Below are 21,793 nucleotides of genomic sequence, written 5' to 3'. Positions count from 1 at the left end.
TTCTGGTACTGTATGTGTCAAGATCGTTGGATTGTGTCGTCGACATGGTGACCCCGCAGGAACTTGCACCGCTGATGGCCGAATTCGGCAAAGCCTTTACCCGAAAAATCTTTTCGGAAATGGGCCGCGCCGGAACGACGCCTGCGCGCGCCAAGCTGTTGATGACGCTGCAATGCCATGGCGGATGCAAGATGACGGATATCAGTTCTCATCTTGAGGTGACGCCGCGCAGTGTGACGAAACTGGTCGATGGATTGGAAAACGAAGGTCTGGTCATACGCGAGCCGCATCCGCACGATCGACGGGCGACCATTATTCGACTCACGCCGGAAGGGGTATTGGTCAGCAAGGAAAGTATGCTGGCGAATAACGCGACTGTGACCGAACTCTTCGAGCAGCTTCCTCCTGTTGATCGTCAGCATATGGCACGGATTCTGCGCAAACTGATCGAGAAATTGGCCGGACCTGCCCAGGATGCGGACTCTGAAACGTGTCGCAAATGACGGCATGATTCCTGGCAATGTCATCGCAGTCACAGCAGGGCAGTGGGAAAACCATGAACCTCATTCCCGAGAGAGCTCTCACCTAAGTACTGGGCACCAGAGGGCCCATTTACGATGAAGACACCGTGGGAGCATGATTGATGCAATCGTATGTCTTCGGATCGGGAAACATCAGGCACAGGTAGTAGGAGTGAATCGTGAAATCTTCGGTCGATGAAATCCGGCAGCGATTCGATGCCGATGTCGAACGGTTTTCCAATTTAGAAACAGGCCAATCGGCCACGGTCGATGCGCCGCTGGCGATGCTGCTGGTCGCGCAGGTGGCGGCGGCGGTGTCACCAGAGGCGCGGCATGTCTTCGACGTGGGGTGCGGTGCTGGAAACTACACATTGCGATTGCTCGAACTGCTGCCGGGGTTGGACTGCACCTTGATCGACTTGAGTCGACCGATGCTGGATCGCGCGGCAGAACGTGTTGGGCAAAAGACTGCTGGTCGGGTGACGACACTTCAGAGTGACATTCGCACACTGGAGTTGGGTGATTCCAGTTGCGATCTGATTCTAGCCTCGGCCGTTCTGCACCACTTGCGAACGGATGAAGAATGGCAATCGGTCTTCGCGAAGTTTTATCGTGCCCTTCGGCCAGGCGGATCGATCTGGATTTTCGATCTGATCGAAAGTTCGATCGCTCCCGTGCAAACGCTGATGTGGAAACGCTATGGCGAATACTTGTCAAACTTCAAGGACGAGGCATATCGAGATCACGTCTTTAACTACATTGAACAAGAAGACACTCCACGGCCATTGATGTATCAACTGGATTTGCTGCGGGAGGTCGGGTTTGAGCACGTCGAGATTCTGCATAAAAACAGTTGCTTTGCGGCTTTTGGTGCGGCAAAGCGTGGTTAAAGCCAGGCGTGCGATGGCCCTGCTGCATCGGGCCATCACGGAACGCGTTTCGATGATGTCCGGAGACCCTGCGGGTCCCAAGTCATACGAGAATTCCGCATGGTTGCGTGAATCAGTAGGACGGTCGACGAGCTTCGCTGCACCCTTTTGGGTTGAAGCGAAGCGGCGTATTGGCCTGCGCTTTCACTTGCGACGAGCACTACTGTCCGGCGCTGGTTCGCTGTCCAGAACCGGGGTTTTGGCCTCGATTCCGTGTCGCGTTCATCCGCTGAACGACTTGCGATCCAGAATTCAGCGAATCCAGGCCGCCGCCATAGAAGAATCGCTGCAGTTCGTTGATCGCAGGGCCAAGAAGGAAGAGGTACACCGCGGGCATGAGGCACAGGACGGTAGGAAACAGCAGGCGGAAGGTTGCCCGATTGCCTTTTTCGTCCGCCTGTTGTCGCTGACTTTCGCGCATCGTGTCGCTGTAGGTTGTCAACGCTTGCGAAATGCTCGTTCCCATGCGTTCGGTCTGAATCAGCAGCGACGTGAGCGAGTGCACTTCGGGTAGATCGATCCGTCGGCTGAAGTTTTCCAAGGCGGTTTGCAGCGTGCTGATTTTCGCCTGGGCGTTGACGATTCCCAATTCCTGCGACAAAGCCGGGTAGACTGCGCGGAAATCGCGGCCGATGCGCTGTAATGAATCGGGCACGGTCAGCCCCTGTCCAACACACATGTTCAGCATGTCGAGCAGATCGGGCATTGCTCGTTCGATTTCGTGTTTTCGTTCTTTCGCCTTGGTGCGAACGTAGAGCGCCGGCAAGGCCCATGCCAGTGCGGGTGCCAGGACAAGGCAAGCCATCAGCCATGGTTCCAGTTGGGGCGGAGCAACCAGGAGCATCGCGAGGATCACGATGACACTCACGACCATTCCGACATATCGTGTTGCCGCCAGATTCTCGATGGCATGTGGATTGTAGAAGCCCGCAGATTGCAGATCTCTCCGCGCTTCTTCTTTTCGTTCAGGAGATTCGGGCAAGAGCGACGCGAAGGCCGGGTTCAGCCAGGTTCCAAAGGCGCGGTCGCTATCGTCCACGCCGGGAACCTCTTCAGGCAGCACGCGCGGCATCGGATTCTCATTACGGGCCAGCATGCCACGCGTTTCGAGCAATCGTCGATCGTTTCCGTAGCTTGATTCTCCGTTTCGTACGGGCGTGCTGACCTTTGATGCTGCAATCGATGCTGTGGACGCGGCATACGTGATTGGAGGAGGCGCGATTGCCGCCGCCATGGGAACGGTCACTGGAACTGCTTTCAGTTCCGCCACGTTCGTTCGCTGCAAGCCGTTTGCCTGGTTCTCGACCGAACTGCCACGTCGGTTTTTTCGCCACATGCGAAACAACATCCACACGACGATCACACCGCAGATCGCGTAAAACACAGCCAACGATTGAGAGGAAAACATAAGAAACTCCTGCCGTGATCCGGCGAGGTGGTTTTGCGAGTCAAAGGCGATACGCTTCGATCGAGATTCAGCGGCGCGCTGGCGTTCGGAAAATCAGGTTTGCTGGCTCGTTTTCAAAATTCTCATTACCCAAAGTGCGCCAATCAGTTCCAGAGTTACGGCGAGAATGGTGGCATTGCGGCCCCATGGCGATGACAAGAGTTCGTGCAAGTATGTTGGTTTGCGTGCAATGAAGAACGCCAGTACCGCGGGCGGAAGGACAATCATCAGGATTGCAGTGGCCCGGCTTGCCGCGGTGGCGGCTCGCAATCGTCCCAAGAATGACATGCGGTCGCGAACGGTTCGTGACAGGCGTTCCAGAACGGTCACCAGGTCGCCCCCTGTCTGCTGTTGGACCGTGAGCGTTGTGCACAACAGGCTGAGCGTCATCAGTCCCGTTCGATGCGGCAAATCGCGCAGGGCCTCTTTGAGTTGAACGCCCATCTTTAAACGACCAGCAGCCAACTTTAATTCATCGCCCAGTGGGGATGGAGTATCTGCTGACACTACTTCCAGGCTTTGTTCAACGCTACGACCCGTTTTGGCCGCTCGGGCGAGTTCTTCCAGCATGCTGGGGATTTGGCGCATCATCGTATCTTGGCGTCGCGTACGGACGATCATGGCCACGATGACCGGTAGGATGAACCCAACAATAGTTCCCAAGGCTGTCGTTAGCAGATTCTCATGGGCAACGAGGACGATTCCGCCCAAGGCGACGCCCGAGCAGAGGCACAGGGCCAGAAGGGCGGACGGGGCAATCGGCATGCCCGATTGCAGCATCAAATCGTCAAACCAACTGTTAATCTGATCGGCGGCGTCGTCGCCTCGTCCTGTGCCGTAGATCTCTTCATCTTTCAGAATGCCGGCGAACGGAAGCGGAGTCTTCAAGGTGTTGGTGTCTCGAGCCATGACGGCCATCCTCGTCAGCAGAAAGAATCGTTCAAATGTGTGACCGGTGACCGCATTGCGGCCTGGGTTTGAACCTAACGGGAGATTGGGCGATAGTCACGAGTCGAATTCAGTTCGCGAGCCGAGAACATCATTGATGGAACATCCTGTCCGCGAGTGGCCAGACGTTTCATCGCTTGTGGTTCGTATCCCGTTGCGTAGAACGCCCCGCGGGCGCGTCCGTTTGCGTCGATGCCCGCCATGCGGTAAACGAAGATATCTTCGATCTGATACGCACCTTCCTGGCATCCGCACAGTTCCGAGATACGCATCACTTTTCGCTCGCCGGTGCTCAGGCGCATGATGTGAATCAGGATCTGCACGGCAGAGGCAATATACTGACGCGCGACAAGTGTGGGCAATTCGACACCTGACAACGCGATCATCAACTCCATTCGATCGAGCGCATCGCGAGTGTCGTTGGCATGCACAGTGCTCATCGAGCCGTCATGGCCGGTGTTCATCGCCTGCAACATGTCGAGAACTTCGCCGCCACGTGCCTCGCCGACCAGGATGCGATCTGGCCGCATTCGCAGGCTATTTTTCAGCAAATCGCGTTGCGAAATTTCGCCCCGTCCTTCGACGTTGGGTGGACGTGTTTCCAAGGCGACGACGTCACGTTGCTGAAGCTGCAGTTCTGCCGTTTGTTCGATCGTCACGACGCGTTCGGTTTCGGGAATGAAACGACTCATGTTGTTCAGCATGGTCGTCTTACCGGCACCTGTACCACCGCTCACGACGATGTTCATTCGTCCGCGCACACAGGCCACCACAAAGTCGGCCATTTCCGGGGTCAATGTCCCCAGGCGGACCATATCTTCGAGTGCAATTCCCTTTTCTTTGAAGCGGCGAATTGAAACCGTGGGGCCCCGTAATGCGAGCGGCGGGATCACGGCGTTCAACCGTGAACCGTCGGGCAGTTTGGCATCAACCATCGGCGAGACTTCGTCGATGCGGCGACCGGCCCGACCCACCAGCCGTTGAATGAAGTGCAGCAAGTGCTCGTCATTCGCGAATCGCACGTCGGTTCGTTCGAGCAAACCGTTGCGTTCGATGAACACACTGTCAGGCCCGTTGATCAGGACGTCGCTGACGTCGGTGTCCTGCATCAATGATTCGATCGGACCGAAACCGTAGATTTCGTCCATGATCTCGCGAACCATGCCTTCGCGATCATCGGCTGTCAGATTGGCCGTTTCTTGCGCGCAAAGATGGCTGGCCAGGGCGCGCAGTTGTGCCCGCAACTCGCGCTCGGGCAACTGACCTGCTTTGGACAGATCGATCGCGTCAACCATCTGCCGATGCAGACGGGTTTTAAGTTGCTGAAAGGCCTGTCTCGGATCGACATCGGCGACTGCGGTCTGTTCGGTGAGCATGGGGCGTTCCGATAAAAAATGTCCGAGAGTCTCTGTCGCATGTGCTGCGAATTTCGAGGCGATGCGCTGGTGGTCAGTGTGTCAGACGAAGCTTGTAAATGTAGGGATTGGGGATCGCTCCCGAGGCCGACGTCGAACAATGATTCGTCAGGGCGTTTGCCGCACTATTGTTCAAGGCATTGGTGATACCCGCTGTCAAATCGTCGGAGGAACTATTGGACGAAGGATCATTGTTCTCGCTGGCAAGTATGGCGTTCCGCGACGTCATGACGGTTGGCTGGACGGTGACGTCGCATGAACCGTCATTGTGTTCCCGAACGGCCATCACACGAATGGCGACCAGTTCGGTACAGGTGGCAGTGACCATCGGCTGCTGACGCAGAGGAGTCGTGACCGTATACAAGAAGCAGATGCGGCATTTTCCGACCAGACTCTCAAAGCAACTGGTATGCGTGCCGTCGAGTTGGGGTGATGCCGTCAAGTCCAGAGTGGCCCCCTGCCCCAGCAGAATCTCACCATTGATCGAATCCAGATCATCTGCCATCAGTCCTTTTTTGAACTGCCGGGCAACATCGACATCATTCAATCCTGTACCCAGATCGACCATCAGGACATTCGCGTCAGTCGGATCGCCACCGAGGTACAATCCTCGTAGTGTGATTTCCTTGATTCCGTCGCCGAACTCCGAAATGGTGTGGGATTCGGAATCGAAGCTGTACTCGTCAACCCCTCGTTGCAAGTCGATCTGATCTTTCCAGGTGTCCGAGCGTTCGCCCGTGGGATCCAATTGCAAAATTGCGATGGGGAGCGCGGGAACGGGCGAACCCTTCAGCGGACGCAGTCCAATGACGTCGTTATTGACGGTCGCCTCGACACGGGCCGCGACGTCGCCGAAGGGAAGCCCCGAGGCACCCGAAACGAACAACGCGACCGGATTGTTGTTGGAACGGGTTCGCAGTGCTGTGACGACAACTGTATTCGGGTTGGCGGTCGACTCTTCAAAGCGAATTCCCGTGGCTTCGGCGACAAGATTGCCAAAGCGAATGTCGCCTTCGGGATCGGTATTCAGTGTCACCGGGGTGCCGCAGACGTAGTTCTGAGACGCGATCCATTCTGCCGACTGTCGCGCATTGTTCAGCCGCAGATCAACAGCGGTATTCGCCAGAAGCGAATCGTCGCTCGCCAGATCGCCCGCGGCGGCCAGTGCGGCAGCTTCCGCGGCAGACGTCAATTCCAGCTTGGCTGTTTCGAGCCAGATGCGATCCAGAATCAGGGCCAGACCCATCATGATCACGAGCAATGCGACTGCAACGGCGGGGGTGGTAAAACCGGCCCGCCGGTGTGATGAATGCATCATGTGATCGGGATGTCGCGTTCGGCGCATGTTTCGATTCATCGGACGTAGTACAAGTTGGAAACTTGCAGCAAGTTCATCGGACTGTCAGCCCGCAAGCATTCGCCGCGGGCTGACGGAAAAAAAAGGTCGGTACCATGCAGATTTCAATTTCGCGGCTGTAGCAATTGAGCTGTCGGTGCCGGGCGACCACTTGGTTGCACACTTGGCGGAGCAAACGTCTGGTGAACGGGTCGGTTTGGGACATCGTTCAAGGCGGGAGCGGGATTGGACGGAGCGGCGTTGTCTTGGGGGACTGCAGTCTGACTCCGAACCGGTGTGGTATTGTTGGGCAACTGATATTGCGGATTCTGGTTGGTGCTGGTTGGTGTTCGTGCCGCGCTGTCGACGTATCGGCCTCGGTCGTCGAAGCGGTTGGAAACCCGTCCACTGCCACGATAGATTTCGGTCGTGAACGGCTCGCGAAGCGGATCTGACTTTTCCAGACCCAGCAATTCAAACAAGGTGACTCGTTCCGAATTGGACAGGGCGAGACCACCGTTGCCTTTGCCGTTGGGATTGTAGGTCAATGTGATTTTGCCACGATCCTTAGCAAGGACGATGATGTTGGTTTGTGCGACGGTTAGCTCAAGCGTCACGTGATTGTTGCCACGATCAACTCGACCCTGGGCAAAGTTGCGATTGATGGCCAGCACCTTGACACCTTCGAACAACCGTAACGTCAGGCCACCTTGGTAGGTATTGTCGTTTCCAACTCCGGTCCCTTGGGCTGTATAGAGCACGTCGACGGTGTCGCCGGGCTTGATGATTCCATCGACAACGGCGACTCCATCACCCACTTCAACCGAGACGGCACGCATGCCAGGGCCGATGTCCAGCGGGGGCAGCTCACCAGGCTGATAAAGTTGTCCGGCCTTGATGGGGCTTGCGGCACGAATCGCTTCTTTCGCCACGCGACCGACGATGACTCGGTTGGCCAGCAGGACATCGGGTGTCAACTTGGTGCGGTCATAGCGGCCCATTCCCAGGTGATCTGTCGTGATGACCGTGCCCGGACTGATGTCGGTTACCGCCATCGGCACCTCGCGCAGGTTATTCACTGCGGGCTTCTCTTTCTGGGCAAACAGGGTTTTGACAAAGTATGTCGCCACCAGCAGCCCAATGATTCCGAACATGACAAATGTCACTAGCGTGGGGGTGATACTACGTTTCACAGGGCAATCTCCTGGCGCTGGTTGATGACGCGACATGGAAGCCGCGGTCGTTTCTTCAGCCGCCTGTTTTCAATCTTCGAATGGACTTCGGGTCAGCGACCTTTGTGGATTTGTTATTCCCGCACCATCCGTGTTTCTGAAAACAGATTCTGTCCGTTGAGGCCGAGTCCAATCGGCCACAAGAGGTCTGGCGAAGCGGCAGCCATGGGGACGGCGACAGAGACAGTGACGACATCACCGCTCCATTCACCGAAGTCCACCTGAACTTGCATTCCTTGCTGCAAGCGAGGAACCAGGACTCGGCGGACTTCCGCTTCGACGTCGGATTCTGTCGTTCCCGGCAGCGTGGCCTTGCGGGCCGCGGCCCGCGACGCTTCGACGATCAGGCTGCGCGAGTAAAACAGCATCATGAACTGAAACAACGCCAGCAGCAGCATGAACAGAATCGGCAACGTCAGCACCAGTTCCATGCTGAGCACGCCGCGTCGTCCACGCTGTCGTGAAGTCTGTCGTTGATATGCAGTTCGGATCATGGATCGTTAGCGCTCCGCCGCAGCATGTTGATTCTGATGTGCGGATTGTTGCGGTTGTCGTTCAGGCCCCAGTTGCCCACCTTTGATGATGCCGGCGGCATTAGTCAGCATGACCAGCCAGACCGCCATCGCGACCGGGATGGCAAACGGCAGCATGCGGCGTTTGCGTTTTTCCGTGATCGATTCTTTGGTGAAGACGGGTTTCCCCTTGGCATCGGTCTTTCCTGTTGCCAAGTGCTGCTTCTTAAAATTTTTCATTCCCATCGTTAGGGATTTGTACAGGGTGACAATGATGCCATCGATGACGACCATCACTAGGCTGGCGATGATCAGCCAGAAGGTCAGTTTGAACCCCAGCCAAGCGCCGAGCGCGCCCATCAACTTGACGTCGCCGCCCCCTCCACCGGCCACAATCCACAGCACAAAGTACAGGCCGAATCCCAGTCCAAACCCGAGCAACCCGTCGAGCAGGCCATGTGTGTCCATCAATCCGTTCCATGAGCCGAAGCCCCAGAACACCGTCTGATACACCAAGCCCATGACGAAGAATGGCAGCGTCAACTTGTTGGGAATCTTCCAGCGAAATGTGTCGGTGTATGCTGTGGCCAGGGTAAAACCCACCAGAGCGACGATGAAGACGATGTGTTGAACTGTCCAGAACATTGGAATCCTCGGCCGGATCGTAAGCGGCTAAGCCCTTTCGGATTTCGAAACATGGTGTATCGAAAACATAGCACGCATTTTCCGGTATTGCGGACGATGCCGTTTTGTTGCTTCTGGGTCAGTTTGCAGGCACTTTGCCAGATTTCTCGTGATCTGATCGCCATTCCGGATTGTGACGATCAGGCGAATCATGTGGGCTCAGGACGGACGTCTGACTCGGAGATCCAGTGGTCGGTTTGGCGTGGACTTGAGCAGTTTCGACGCCGATCCCATTCCCAATCTGGGACTCCGCAATTACAAATCGGATATCGGCAGATTTGACCGGGTAGTTTTTTGGAGGATTAATGCGCGATTACGTTCAAACTGCGGAAGAGGCCGCACGCCGGGCAGGACACGTACTTCGTGCGTGGTCGTCAAAATTCACCGTTCGAGAGAAAAGCCGATCGAATCTGGTCACCGAAGCAGACGAAGCGGCTCAAGCAGCCATTCACGACTTCATTCATGGGCGGTACCCCCACCATGGCTTTTGTGGGGAAGAAGGGTTGTCGGTGGCGGGCAACGACTCGACGTATCGCTGGGTCATTGATCCATTGGACGGAACCACGAATTACGTCCACGGCTTTCCGTATTACTCGGTGTCCATCGGGCTGGAATGTCGCGGAGAAATGATTGTCGGGGCCATCTTTGACCCGATCCACGACGAAATGTTTCTGGCGGTTCGCGGTGAGGGTGCGACGCTGAATCGTCGTCCGCTGAGGTGTTCGGCCATCAATCAGCTCGACCAGGCGTTGGTGATCGCCAGTCTGCCGGTAAACACCGATCGTCACGATGAAGCGGTTCGGCGTTTTTTGTCTGTTCTACCAGTTGCGCAGGCGGTACAACGCACTGGCTCAGCTGCATTGAATTTGGCGAATATTGCCGCGGGCCGTGTTGATGGATTCTGGTCGACAAGTCTGAAGCCCTGGGATATGGCGGCAGGAATTCTGCTTGTCGAAGAAGCTGGTGGTCGAATTTCGAAGATCGACGGATCTGCGTTTCAGCTCGAAGTTCCGAACCTGCTTGCTTCCAATGGTTTGGCGCTGCATGAGCAGCTTGTTGCCGCTCTCGTATGATTTGCCGCGGGCACCGTCGTGCCAGGAGTGTGATCAACCAGGTTCCCTGAGAGGTTCGTTGCCGACCTGCGCCCGATGACACGGACCACGCTGTTCAGATGTGTGCTGCAAAAACGGCGCATTTGCGACTGTGTGCAAAGATTCTGGTCAGCGAAGATTGGCGGGTTTTTGGGAAAAGAGGATGCGAAATCGCCTCATTTGAAGTAGAATTTGGGAGTGCACCTTTCCTCTCGGTCTAGCGTTCATATTCGGAACTTCGCCGAACCGTCGCGTGTCATCTACCGCACGCGCCAGCCGCTTCTTGCCCGGCGTTTTTCGTTTTCGGCAACGATTTCCCGGACAGGTTTTGAACAGATGCGGACACGCTCGACATTATCGTGGAAACAGCTCATCAGCTTGCAGTCAAGTCTGCTGCTCTTCGTTTGCGCAGGAACGGCCGTCTGGTCGCAAGAGAAGTTGGACAAGCCGACTGCGGTTGATTTAAAGTTGCATGAGGGGTCAAGTCCCAAACGTGAGGCCGCGTCGAGTTCTGATGGGGATCTTGAAGAGAGTTCGTTTCCCGCCGCAGTTCGCCACTATCTCCTTCGCAATAAGTTGAATGAACTGCTTGAGGTCAAACCGCAGCTTTACGAAGAGTTCCAGAAGTTCCAAAAAGAGATTCAAAATCGTTTTCAGGGGCCACAGGCGCCGACGATTTCGGAAGTCCAGATTGACGGAGTTGCCGACGAAGACCATGCCACGTTGAATGTCGCATTTACCGTTCGTCTGCATCAGGCGGAGCATTTCGAAAAAGTGCCCCTGTACTTCAATGAAGCGAGCCTGTTGAACTTCAATTATCGCGGTGATGGAGACGACGTTTCCGGTGGCAAGGACCCAAAGCTTGGTTACATGTGGTACTTCCGCGGTCGTGGCCCACATCGATTGGAACTGACGCTCAAGGTTCCTTTACAAAAGCCGCTACCAACGCGCCGGTTGCTTGTTTCGCTTCCCGCCAGTCCAATCTGCCGAATGCAGTTGCGACTCCCTTATTCCGATGTGACTGCGAGGGTTCATTCCGATCAGGCGGTCATGGAGATCAAACACCCCGAGAAGGCGAAGACGCTCATCGAAGCGTTCGGTCTGGGGACGGCACTGGACCTTACATGGCAGCCTGTTGTCGAAGTTCGGCCGACCGATGTGGTGCTTGAATCACAATCGACGATCCGCGCGCATATTGAGGCGGAGCAGGCTCAATTGCGTGTCGAGCAAAAGGTCACGTCACAGCAAGGAACGTTCGATCATGTCTCGATTCGGCTGCCAGCCGGTGCTGACGTCATTAAACTCGACGATTCGGAACGGCAGTCATATAAGGTTGATCCCGACAATCGCCAGCGGGTGACTGTCACGTTCAAAGAGAAAACCAGTTCGGCCACACTGGGATGGACCTTGCAACTGCCCGTTCGTCTGGGACGGGCATTGCCACTGGACGGTTTTTTTGTCGAAGGCGCCAGGAAGCAGGTCGGCAAGATCGGATTGTCGTTCGCCGATGGCATTCGTCCATCGGAAACACGCGATCCCTCTGTGACCAGTTTCAACGCCGGAGAATTCCCGACATCCATGGGGCCGGTATCCCGTGCCTATCAATTTCTCAGTCAGCCATTCAAGCTGTCTCCGACGATTGACGAAGTCAAAGCCTATTTCGAAGTTCGGCCGCAACTGGTGCTGACGGCCGCGGCGCAACACTTGACGCTCGATGCCCATTTTCGATTCCAGGTTGATCGCGACAGTATGAATGAAGCGGTCTTCAGTTGGCCCAACTATCGGTCGGAAGGATGGACCATCGAGGGCGTCGACGAACCGGGGGTTGTTGAAAATCATTCGATTGACGACAAGGGTGAAGACAAAGGCTTGATTACGGTGCGATTGGCCAAGTACCTGCGCGGGCGATTCTCGGTCCATCTTCGAGCGCGGCGTCAGTTCAAGGCGGGAGAAGACCTTGCATTTTCCTTGCCACGCCCCAAATTGGCATCGCATTTCTCGCCAACGACTTTAATTGTCTTAAACGCCGAGAACGTCGAGACGAACCTTAGTCCTCGCGGTGAAACAATCTATCATCCCTTGCCATCGTCCTTTTTTGATTCGCTTCCTGAGTCAGATCGTTTGCCCGAGTTGTATCGCGGAAGCAAACCCATGGCGTACCGAATCGATACCGACGATCAGCAGTTCGGCCTGCAGGTGATTCCTCAAAAGCAACGCATTCGGACCGAATCGTCGACGGAAGCGCGATGGCAAGACAACGAGTTCCGCATTGTTCAGGATATCAAGTACAACGTGTCGTACGAGCGGTTGTCTCAAGCGCGTCTGCTGGTCCCCTCCTCACTGGCCGTTGATCGGATCCATTTTTTCATTGAGGGTACCAAGGACGCGAAAGATGCCGAGGATGTCGGTGAAGATGTCGAATTGATCACGGAAGTGTTGCCCAAGGCGGATGGAACGCGGCAAGCGATTCAATTGAAACTTGGCGAAGCCCGGATTGGGCATTTCACGATCAAAGCACGGTTTGCGATTCCGTTTGTGAAGGATTCGGCAACCGATACGGATGCCATTGTTCGATTGCCGATTTTGGCAAGTGCTGATGCGCCATTCTTGCAGACGCGCGTTTCAATGACGCAATCAGATTGGTTCGATGCCGAGGCCACCAATCATGAAACCTGGCCGCAACAACATAAATATCAGGATGCCTGGCAGTGGATGGCCTACGGGGAACAGGGCGAGTTCGTTACAAAATTAAAACGTTCGACTCACGGCGACAATGAGGCGGGAAGCGTTTCGAAAGCCTTTATTCGTGTCATGCTTGGTGGAACTGGTAGCGCGGCCGTTCGGGCTCAGTACCATCTCACGACCCGTGCATCGTCGCTGACAATCCAATTGCCCGAATCGTCTGAACCCGCGACGTTCTACTGGGATCAGCGCAGACTGTCGGATTCTGCTGTGTCGCCATCAGGATCGGGGCTGTATCATGTGCAAATTCCCGAAGCAACGATGGGATCGACGTCTGGTGCACACCTGCTGGCGATTGAATATCAAGATCTAATTGGCGACAGGATGGGCTGGTCAGAACGGGTGGAAGTCCCTTCCCCGCAACTGCTGAATTGTTCCTGGTATCAAGTGATGTGGCAGGTCATCTTACCGGCCGGTCAGCATCTGTTGACGTATCCCTCTTCGGCGTCGCCCCTGTTTCGCTGGCAGCGAACCGGAATCGTCTGGAGTCGCGTGTCGGACTACGATTCCGAGTGGTTGCAACAATGGGTCGTGGCTGGTACGGGGGGGGCACCTCCTGAAAACGCTTTGATGACCGAAAATGTCGGTAATGCGTATGCCTTCAGTCAATTTGATGCCCCGCGAGCACTTGTCTTTCAGACACTCAGCAGTTCGATGGTGTTTTTCTTCGGAGCGGGGATTTCGCTGGCGGTCGGCTTTATCATGATCAAGCTGGTTGTGCTGCGACATGTTCTGAGTTTGTTGCTTTTAGGGTTAGTCGTCGCTTTGGTGGGATTGTGGTTTGCGGCCCCACTAGAATTGCTGCTTCAACCGATGATTGCGGGGCTGATTTTTCCCGCTGCCGCAATCTTTCTGGATGGTTGGACGCGTCGTCGGTTTGACAACGGTCTGGGGGCATTCGATGGCCAGGCGGATTTCCCACCGCTGCAGGCATTCGGAAGTCAAATCCTTGGTCGCCAATCTGATCCCAATGAATCGACGATGCATCGTCCCCTACCGCGCGACGGCGAATCGGGCGTGGTAGTGGAGTCGAGGAGTGGCATGTCATGAAGGGCCGTGACTGGATGAAGTCGACGGCCGTGATCTGTTGCATTGCCGTGCTCGGAGCTCTATCCGACTGGACTTGGGCGAAGCGCGCAACAGCCGCGGAGGGAGCCGTGCAGGCGGTCGAATTCGATCGCGTCGATTTCCCCGAAGATCACCCACCGCGTGAGATTGATCGGCTTGAGCAGATTCCTCGTCAGGAATTCGTCTCGTTGATTGATCGAATCAATGCGCGTGATCGCGGCCCGCGCCTGGCCTCTTTGAAATCCGCGTACTACGAAGCCACGCTCGTTAATGACACCTTGCGTGGCGGTGTGATGACCGCCTCGGTCCAGCGGTTGGGGGACAAGCCGACGTTACTCGAGTTGGGAATGTTCTCGTTTGCGCTGGCGGATCTGAAATGGCAGGATCGGGCGGCGATCTGGGGTTCATCCGAAGACGGGCGGACATGGGTGTTAACCGATGGGCGCCAGGATGAATTGCTCGGCGAATGGTCGGCGCGAGGACGAGTGATCCCCGGCGGACTCGACTTTGACCTGCAGCTTCCCGAGGCCACAATTTCGTTTCTCGATTTGCGTGTTCCTCGCGGTTACTCGGTCCATGCGCCGAAAGCCGACGTCATGCTGCTGTCGGATGCCGTCGGTGAAGAAACGCGCCTGTGGCGGATTCACTGCGGCAGTGATAGTCGTTGTCGGGTGACGTTCGTGGCGCAAGACGGAATTGAACCGGCGCGACGGGCCGTTATGGTCGAACATGACATGCAGGTCGTGGTTCGGGAAGAAGACTTACAGTTTAAACTCAAACTGCAGCTCGAAGCACTTGACGCACCGATTCAAGAGATCACGTTGCGCGTTCCAGCGGGCGTCGTGATTTACTCTGCGGTCTATGGCGTGGACACGCCCGTTCCATTGCAGCGATCCCCTGAGGCTGAGGACGACGGAAGGCTGAAAATTCGGCTGCCAGGGCCGCTCACCGACTTGAGGCGGACATTGCGAATCGATGGAATCGCGGCGCAAAAGGTGGGGCAGCCGACGACCTTCATGCCGCAGATCGTCGTCGAAGAAAGTACCTTCGACGGAGGGCAATTGCTGGTCAGTGTTCAGTCTCCGCTCCACGTTCGTTCGATTCGCGCACATGGGTACCGACAACGTACGAGTGATGCCGACAATTTGAAGTTTCAGCAACTGACACCGGATGCGCAGTTGATCCTCGAAGTTCACCGCACACCCGTTTCATTGACGGGGCAACTGCAAAGCATCTTAACCGCCGAGGATGATGCTTGGAGTTTGACGACGGACCTAATCTGGAATTCGCTGAATGGCGGCGGCTATCAAACGAGTTGTCTATTCCCCCCCGACTGGGAAGTGACCGATGTCACGTTGAATCGTTCGACATTGACCCCGCGGACGGCGGAGTCGGTTGACGAATCGGATCGGATCAGGACGGTGGCGCCGCTGAACTGGGAAGTGCAACCACACGAGGGCGGTGGTTCGGTTCTGGCGATCGAGTTCCTCGAAGTCATTCAGCCCGGTACGCCGCGATCGGTTCGAGTGGTGGCACGTCGACGGGCACCTGCTCAGGGCGACCGGGTCGCAATCCCCCTGCCCCGAATGCTGAACTGTGATGTTTCAGAAATGACCTTGGCGGTGGAGTATCCCAGTTCCATTACCGCCGATGTTTCGCCAGACAGTCGCTTGGAACGCATCGCGCAGCCGACCTCACTGTTGTTCACAATCCCTGCAGAAAAGCCGAACTACGAACGGCGTTGGTATCGCGGTGATTCGTTGGACGGTGTCGGGACGTTGCGTCTGGTTCCCCGGCTTCAGCCTATTCAGGTTCGCGCCGAGACGCTGATCGAAGCACTTCCGGCCGAATATCGTTTGAAATACTCGATCGCTTCCGAGCATGCCGAGACCCAGGCAGACAGGTTGTTGGTTTATCTGACAGAATCCGGCCCGGATATTCGCTGGATCTGGAAAGGTACGTCACCCGTTGAGTTGTCCGCGGTGCGTCACGCGAAATCGCAGCACGTCGATTGGAATTTGCCGTCGAATGGAGAACTGTGGGAAATCTATCTTCCCCGCGTCATCGGAAAAGGTGTCGCAATCGAAGGTACCGCGACCAGTCGCTGGCTCGAAAACAGTCATCCCGCTCTGCTCTTCATTCCTCAGTCACCCGAAAAGCAGACCGAGCTGAAGTTGACGCATCCCGATGGGTTTGAGCTGGCCTACGAGACCGATGGGTTGAAGCCGACAGGAGAACCTTTGACCTGGTCGTATACGACCCCGTATGTGGAATTTGAATTATCGCCGCGCAATCCCGAGCCATCGCGCGAATTTCCCCTGATGGTTTCGATGCAGCTCAGAACATTGATGTCCGCGGACGCCCATGGTTCAGATCTTTATCGAGCAAAGCTGCAGCTTGAGAACGGATCGGCTCGTGAATCATTAAAAATCAAGCTCGAAGCCGGTGCCGTTCTTCAAGATGTCATTGTCGGTGGCGTTCCGATGGCAACCACATTGCAAGGCGGCGAACTACTGATTCCAGGCTTGAACGCGGCGCGGCGTGAACTTGTGGAAGTGCATTATCGCGTTCCCGCCCGCGCGAACATGTTTCGCGAGCAGCGTCGGATCGTCGTTCCGCAGGTGTCAGCCCAGGTCCTGGGATTCTTCTGGGAGTTTGGGATCCCCCCGTCGACACGCCTGTTTACGGAGCCGACTGGCGTCAGGCTGTCGCGTAGCTTGCCACTTCCAACATGGAACGAACGCCTGTTCGGCCCATTGGGACGTTCCGGTTCCGAATCGATCTTTCAGCCATTTCAAGCGGATGCATGGTTGCAGCTTTGGCAACCCCGTCAGTTGCCTCATCCATTGGTGGGCGATGCGGAAGGAGGAATGACCATCCTGCATCAGGCCACGTCACCAGATGTTCCGACGGATTTGATCATTGAGCTCTGGCATGCCGAGCGAATTCAGCTTTTGGCTTGGATTTCTTTGGGCTTTTTCCTGCTGTTTGGAATCATCATCCGGATTCTCGGCTGGACCTATCGTGATCGCGTGGCGGCGTATGCGCTGGCGTTGTCTTTGGCCGCCGCATTTTCGGTCTCATCTCCGTTCGTCGGCTTCTTCGGTGGTGCGAACGCCGGGCTGTTGATTGCATTGTTAATTCCGTCTCAGATTCTTCGAAGAACTCCTGAAATCGACGACGTCACCGTCGAGTATCGCCACATCGCGGGTGATCCGTTGATTGCAATGATGTTTGGTGCCGTGACACTTTTGAGTATCGCGTCGCTTATCGCACAGCGTGTCGATGCTCAGGAGTTGACGATGGAAGATGAAATTGCGTCCCGGCGGCCTCGTGTTTACGTGCCACTCGATAGCATCGGACAGCCGTCAGAAGTGTCACGTGTTGTCTATGTTCCGCGCGATGCACTCGAGCGGTGGAAGGCTTTGGCTCGTACGAATCTCATTGAACCTCACTATCTGATTTCGTCGGCGCGCTATCAGATTTCTGGAACTTCGGAATCGAATCTCAGCGTGGTGGCCACGTTCCGGGTGCACTTACTCGAATCCAAGGACGAGACGGTGTCCGTCCTTTTGCCATTATCGGATGTGAGTCTTCCCGATGCCGAGTCGTGTCGCGTGAACGGGGTTCCTCATCCGCGAATCGGAATCGCACCAAATGGAAAAGGATATCTTGTCGAACTGACGCGTGAGCCCAAATCGGATTCAACGACGAAGGCGGGCGATCGTCTGGGGAATGATCCTGGGGTATCGACGTTCGAAATTCAGCTGCGCGCACGTAAGCCAAGGCCGTCACTGGATGCCATCGATTTGCGAATTCCTCCCGTGGCAAACAGCCAGCTTTCAATTCAATTTGCGGAAGCCAAAAATTACGTCGACGCAATTGGTGCGCGAGGCGTGCTGGAACGCGAATCCATGAATCGATCATTCGTGTTCGACCTGGGGGCAACCCCCAGCATGCAGGTTCGCTGGGGCGTGATGCCGCCGATCCGTCCCGCAGCGCGTCTGTCCGCGTCACTGTTGCAGTATCTTGAGCTCAATCCGGCTTATTCGGAACTCACGTTTCGAGCCGTGGTGATGGTGCGTGAGGGTTCAATTGATTCACTCGAGTTTGATTTGCCTCAGAATGCGATCGTTCGCAGGGTGCAGCTTCGATCGAATGATTTATTACGACACGATGTGATTGTCACGAAAGAAGGCCAGCGCCGATTGCGACTTGTCTTCGACGCGGCGCATCAGTTTCCGGTGACAGTGGATGGAGTGCTGATCCTGCCGCAGACCGATGCTCTCGCACAGACGCCGCTTCCAACATTCGGACTGGCACGGACGCGTTCTGCGGACTTTCAGTATGACCGCAGTTGGTGGGGCGTTTCGACGTCCGCCAATTTTCGTCTGGATGCCGCGAATCTCGAACCGAACGACGTCACGATGATCGCCCCTGATGCGTATCTCGACGCCTGGTCTGCGTCGGCCGATCCGCGGCATTCGGACTCCATCATTCCTCGACAGCCACAGTTTACGTTTGAACTGCGTGAAGCCTCGCGTCCCGCATTCACGCTCGCTCACTATTTGCCGAAGCGACGTGCCGTCCAGTGGAAGCAGACCGGGTATATCGGACGTCATCGGCTGGACTGGACGTTGGTGGGTGAGATTGAAACGACGCACGCTCCGACATTCCAAACGGTACTGCTTGTCGATCGTCGATTGAAAATCGAGAAAATTACGGTGACAGAAAACGATGCACTGCGTGAAAGTCGGTGGACCGAATCGCGCGGCGAGCCGTCACGCGTGGTTGTCTTTTTGAACGATCGCACGCAAGGAAAACAAACGATTACGCTGCGCGGCAGTGTGCCGCTGATTGCCGGAACCCCGATTACGCTGCCAGCGATTCGCGCCGAGGACTGCGAAAACATCAATTCGCGGCTGGTTCTCAAACGTGACCCAGAAGTGGATGTCAATTTCAAGCCGCCAGCGGAATGGAAAGAAGTGCCTGGCGAAGAATCGAGCGTCGGTACGGTGAAAAGTGATCTGCCTGTGCTGATGGGAAATTATCAAATTACCGATCCGGCGATCCGCGGTACCATTCAGACTTCATCGCGGCACTCGCGGTGTGCCTGTCGTTCGGCTGTGCTCCTGCAGCGAGTCGACGGTACGACCTGGCACCTCAAATATCGACTCGAAATGACTCCCGAGGGCGAGTCGCCTCTACGAATGGGACTCGTATTTCCCGCGAAATTTACGGACATCGATTCCGTCGCCGTTGGAAACGCGGAACCTGCCTGGCACGATGTCAAAGATGGAAATCGACAATTGGATTTGTTGCTCAACCGAACGGATGGCTCCGGTTCGGTTGTCGTCCAGTTTGAGACGACCTTGACAGAGCCAAAGACCCCGGATTGGGAACTGCCGTTGCCGACGCCGCTGTTTGGCAGCAAGCACGAGACGTATTTCGTGGCCGAACCCAGCTCAAGCTGGTTTCCCGCAGGGGGGCGAGAGATTTCCCTCCATCAAGTGCCGGAGTGGTCAACGGCGGTGTTTGGCGAACAACTTGGAGACACGGTGGCGTTCCAAATTGCTGATTCTGCACTCACAATTCAAAGAGAAGTTGTTAAATCGAATTCACGTGACCCGGTGGTGAGATTACTCGACCAACGAATGTGGTGGCACCGAGATGGGCATCGAAGGGGAATTACCCAGGCGTTCCTGTCGTCGTTGCGTGGCGATCTGCAGTTTCAGTTGCCCAGCGAAATGCGCATTACATCTGTGTTTCTTGACGACTATCCACTGGCACTGCCACCTACGCCGGCGGGATCGCTCACAATTCCGCTAACGGATGCCGGGGCGGAATCACTGCTGACGGTGACGTGGGTCGTCGAAGGCAATCCGGTGAGTACCGTCTCGACGTCGACGGAGCCTTTCCTGTGGCCCCTCAATGTTCGGATTGAGAAGAACTTGATTGCCATTGTGCCAGAAAATCCTTCGGTCCTCAGGGATCGTACTGGAGTTGTCGCCGCGAGTTCGCTCGATCAAGCGCTCGATCGGTTGGAAGTTTTGCTTGATCGTCACGATGCGCTCGGAGTTGATTCGCATGGGATGGCGACGAATCGAAGTTTGATCGATCAATTGCAGGCTCGCATCAAGTCACTCTTGACGGCTGAAGTTCGTCAAGCTGGCACGCGGGTCGAACGAAGGTTTGATCGCTGGAAGGACTTGGTTGAGCGAATCAATCTCCTTGAGCGTGTTCCGACCACGACAACAGTGAACTGGTCCGGGCGTCTGATTGATGGCTCGGTCTCAGAAAGTGATCGGTCAATTCGTGGATACGCGGAAGAAAATATTCCGATTGTGGTGTGGCAGTTTGATCGACGGATGGTTCAACGGATCGGGTCGTTCGCACTGGCGTTGTTGTTGATTCCGATCCTTCGACGTACGATTCGCATCGAATGGAGTTACTGGCTGCGTCAGCATACCGCGATCTCGTGGTTGCTACTGGCCGCCGTATGGTGGCTGTTCCTCACACCGAGTGTGCTGGGTTTGTGTTTGCTGCTCTTTTCCGTGGTGCGGGCGGCGACGCAGTATCATCCGACAAAGTCCGCAGCCTGAGCGTTTGCAGTCAGTGTGCAGCGTGCTCTTGGTGAATCGATCGGTCTCGCTCACAATTTCGCACTGCGTTGGATAACGAGCGGCGACAACGATGACAATGATGGATGTGCTCATGGATCAATGGCCGTCGCGAGGTGAGGGTTGGCCGACAGCCTCGATCACTGTTCTCAGGCAGCGGGCGAAATTGCTGGCTGCGATCCGCGAATTCTTCGATACTGCGGGTTACTTCGAAGTCGACACACCTCTCCTTTCCGCAGATATCGTCATTGATGCGTGGCTGGACCCATTTGTTGCTACCTGGATTCCCGATCCGACGAATTGGCGACGTGATGATCATTTGCGATTTCTACAGACATCACCCGAGTTCGCCATGAAACGACTGCTCGCGGCGGGGGCGGATTCGATCTATCAGTTGAGCAAAGTTTTTCGAAATGGCGAAATCGGCCAGCGCCACAACCCCGAATTTACCATGCTCGAATGGTATCGATGCGACGACGATCTGCCTTCATTGATGAAGACCACGGAAGCACTCGTCAAACATGTCTTCACGTGCAGTAAAGACTTAATGGGCGTTGATCACGAACGGCAAATTCCACGACAGATGGCCCGCGTCCTCAGTGTTACCCCTTTTCAACGGCTGACTTATGAAGATGCGTTCGTTCGATTTGCCGATTGCTCGGCCCTTGACGGTTCGATGGCAGAACTTCGTCAGATCGCAAGCAAACGTGGTCTTGTTCCGCCACCGGGGCTTCTTAACGAGGATCGAGACGGTTGGCTGAACTTTCTGCTCGCAGAATTGATCGAACCAAATCTCGGCCGTGACTGTCCCGTTTTCTTGACAAACTATCCTGGCAGTCAGGCCGCCCTGGCGCGGCTATCGGCCGATGGCCGGACGGCGGAGCGATTCGAACTTTATTTGGATGGAATTGAACTATGCAATGGCTATCACGAACTGACAGATCCCGTCGTCTTACGCGAACGAATGACTGAACAGTCAAGGCTTCGATCACAGGCGGGGTTTCGTCCGCTTCCCGAGACGAATCGCCTGCTTGTGGCGATGGAAGCGGGGCTGCCATCTTCCGCAGGAAATGCGCTGGGAGTCGATCGATTGATCATGCTGGCGCTTGGGAAAGAGCGACTGTCGGATGTTATTGCGTTTCCGTTCGAAATCGCCTGATGGCCTTCCGGACGGTGGTCAGAGATTGATCTCCGCAGATAGACTGCGGTTGGATATGACATGTGCAGCAGTTCTGCCCCAATGATCCA

At 55.7% G+C, this 21,793-nt stretch carries 13 protein-coding genes; 6 read left to right on the top strand and 7 right to left on the bottom strand.

Features of this window, described 5'->3' with window-relative positions; translation table 11 throughout:
* The first annotated feature begins 44 nt into the window (after positions 1-44).
* Together OSO_RS48670 and OSO_RS0127645 are read left to right on the top strand one after the other, a co-directional pair.
* On the top strand, positions 45-503 hold the full coding sequence (locus OSO_RS48670) for a MarR family winged helix-turn-helix transcriptional regulator (RefSeq protein ID WP_010586243.1): 459 nt from the start codon (positions 45-47) through the stop codon (positions 501-503).
* 197 nt (positions 504-700) lie between these two features.
* Positions 701-1,411: a class I SAM-dependent methyltransferase gene (locus OSO_RS0127645; protein ID WP_010586242.1), complete on the top strand. Its 711-nt coding sequence runs from the start codon at positions 701-703 to the stop codon at positions 1,409-1,411.
* 199 nt (positions 1,412-1,610) lie between these two features.
* Here OSO_RS0127645 and OSO_RS0127640 read toward each other — a convergent pair whose 3' ends face one another.
* The 7 genes from OSO_RS0127640 to OSO_RS48665 form a co-directional block, all read right to left on the bottom strand.
* On the bottom strand, positions 1,611-2,858 hold the full coding sequence (locus OSO_RS0127640; protein WP_010586241.1) for a type II secretion system F family protein: 1,248 nt from the start codon (positions 2,856-2,858) through the stop codon (positions 1,611-1,613).
* A 93-nt stretch (positions 2,859-2,951) separates the two neighbouring features.
* A complete protein-coding gene (locus OSO_RS0127635) occupies positions 2,952-3,806 on the bottom strand; it encodes a type II secretion system F family protein (protein ID WP_010586240.1) in 855 nt (284 codons plus the stop codon).
* 74 nt (positions 3,807-3,880) lie between these two features.
* Entirely contained in the window at positions 3,881-5,221 is a 1,341-nt protein-coding gene (locus tag OSO_RS45405; protein ID WP_010586239.1) for a TadA family conjugal transfer-associated ATPase, read from the bottom strand.
* 73 nt (positions 5,222-5,294) lie between these two features.
* The gene (locus OSO_RS0127625; protein ID WP_010586238.1) at positions 5,295-6,605 is read right to left on the bottom strand and encodes a pilus assembly protein TadG-related protein; all 1,311 of its coding nucleotides are present in this window, start codon (positions 6,603-6,605) and stop codon (positions 5,295-5,297) included.
* 116 nt (positions 6,606-6,721) lie between these two features.
* Positions 6,722-7,789, bottom strand: coding sequence for a Flp pilus assembly protein CpaB (cpaB, locus tag OSO_RS0127620; RefSeq protein WP_237729343.1), 1,068 nt, complete (start codon positions 7,787-7,789; stop codon positions 6,722-6,724).
* Between the two features lie 113 nt (positions 7,790-7,902).
* Positions 7,903-8,322, bottom strand: a complete 420-nt coding sequence (locus OSO_RS0127615) for a TadE/TadG family type IV pilus assembly protein (RefSeq protein ID WP_010586236.1) — start codon at positions 8,320-8,322, stop codon at positions 7,903-7,905.
* A 6-nt stretch (positions 8,323-8,328) separates the two neighbouring features.
* On the bottom strand, positions 8,329-8,985 hold the full coding sequence (locus OSO_RS48665; protein ID WP_010586235.1) for a prepilin peptidase: 657 nt from the start codon (positions 8,983-8,985) through the stop codon (positions 8,329-8,331).
* Between the two features lie 344 nt (positions 8,986-9,329).
* Here OSO_RS48665 and OSO_RS0127600 point away from each other — a divergent pair, with 344 nt between their 5' ends.
* The 4 genes from OSO_RS0127600 to epmA all read left to right on the top strand — a co-directional run bounded on the left by OSO_RS0127600 (position 9,330) and on the right by epmA (position 21,704).
* The gene (locus OSO_RS0127600; RefSeq protein ID WP_010586233.1) at positions 9,330-10,097 is read left to right on the top strand and encodes an inositol monophosphatase family protein; all 768 of its coding nucleotides are present in this window, start codon (positions 9,330-9,332) and stop codon (positions 10,095-10,097) included.
* A 354-nt stretch (positions 10,098-10,451) separates the two neighbouring features.
* Positions 10,452-13,907, top strand: coding sequence for a hypothetical protein (locus OSO_RS0127590; protein ID WP_157605478.1), 3,456 nt, complete (start codon positions 10,452-10,454; stop codon positions 13,905-13,907).
* The gene (locus OSO_RS0127585) at positions 13,904-20,527 is read left to right on the top strand and encodes a hypothetical protein (RefSeq protein ID WP_010586231.1); all 6,624 of its coding nucleotides are present in this window, start codon (positions 13,904-13,906) and stop codon (positions 20,525-20,527) included. The genes OSO_RS0127590 and OSO_RS0127585 overlap by 4 nt, the downstream gene beginning before the upstream one ends.
* 112 nt (positions 20,528-20,639) lie before the next feature.
* The gene (gene epmA, locus OSO_RS0127580) at positions 20,640-21,704 is read left to right on the top strand and encodes an EF-P lysine aminoacylase EpmA (protein ID WP_029247554.1); all 1,065 of its coding nucleotides are present in this window, start codon (positions 20,640-20,642) and stop codon (positions 21,702-21,704) included.
* Positions 21,705-21,793 lie beyond the last annotated feature (89 nt).

Source organism: Schlesneria paludicola DSM 18645 (genome assembly GCF_000255655.1).
GTDB classification, from domain to species: domain Bacteria; phylum Planctomycetota; class Planctomycetia; order Planctomycetales; family Planctomycetaceae; genus Schlesneria; species Schlesneria paludicola.
Note: the sequence above shows the minus strand (reverse complement) of the source record. Positions and strands in the feature narration are given on the sequence as shown.

Excerpts from the sequence above, each read along its gene's own strand:
- epmA (WP_029247554.1), top strand. The coding sequence starts at position 20,640 with ATGGATCAATGGCCGTCGCGAGGTGAGGGTTGGCCGACAGCCTCGATC.
- OSO_RS0127640 (WP_010586241.1), bottom strand. The coding sequence starts at position 2,858 with ATGTTTTCCTCTCAATCGTTGGCTGTGTTTTACGCGATCTGCGGTGTG.
- OSO_RS0127600 (WP_010586233.1), top strand. The coding sequence starts at position 9,330 with ATGCGCGATTACGTTCAAACTGCGGAAGAGGCCGCACGCCGGGCAGGA.
- OSO_RS0127585 (WP_010586231.1), top strand. The coding sequence starts at position 13,904 with ATGAAGGGCCGTGACTGGATGAAGTCGACGGCCGTGATCTGTTGCATT.
- OSO_RS0127590 (WP_157605478.1), top strand. The coding sequence starts at position 10,452 with ATGCGGACACGCTCGACATTATCGTGGAAACAGCTCATCAGCTTGCAG.
- OSO_RS0127625 (WP_010586238.1), bottom strand. The coding sequence starts at position 6,605 with ATGCGCCGAACGCGACATCCCGATCACATGATGCATTCATCACACCGG.
- OSO_RS0127635 (WP_010586240.1), bottom strand. The coding sequence starts at position 3,806 with ATGGCTCGAGACACCAACACCTTGAAGACTCCGCTTCCGTTCGCCGGC.
- OSO_RS0127615 (WP_010586236.1), bottom strand. The coding sequence starts at position 8,322 with ATGATCCGAACTGCATATCAACGACAGACTTCACGACAGCGTGGACGA.
- OSO_RS48665 (WP_010586235.1), bottom strand. The coding sequence starts at position 8,985 with ATGTTCTGGACAGTTCAACACATCGTCTTCATCGTCGCTCTGGTGGGT.
- OSO_RS48670 (WP_010586243.1), top strand. The coding sequence starts at position 45 with ATGGTGACCCCGCAGGAACTTGCACCGCTGATGGCCGAATTCGGCAAA.
- OSO_RS45405 (WP_010586239.1), bottom strand. The coding sequence starts at position 5,221 with ATGCTCACCGAACAGACCGCAGTCGCCGATGTCGATCCGAGACAGGCC.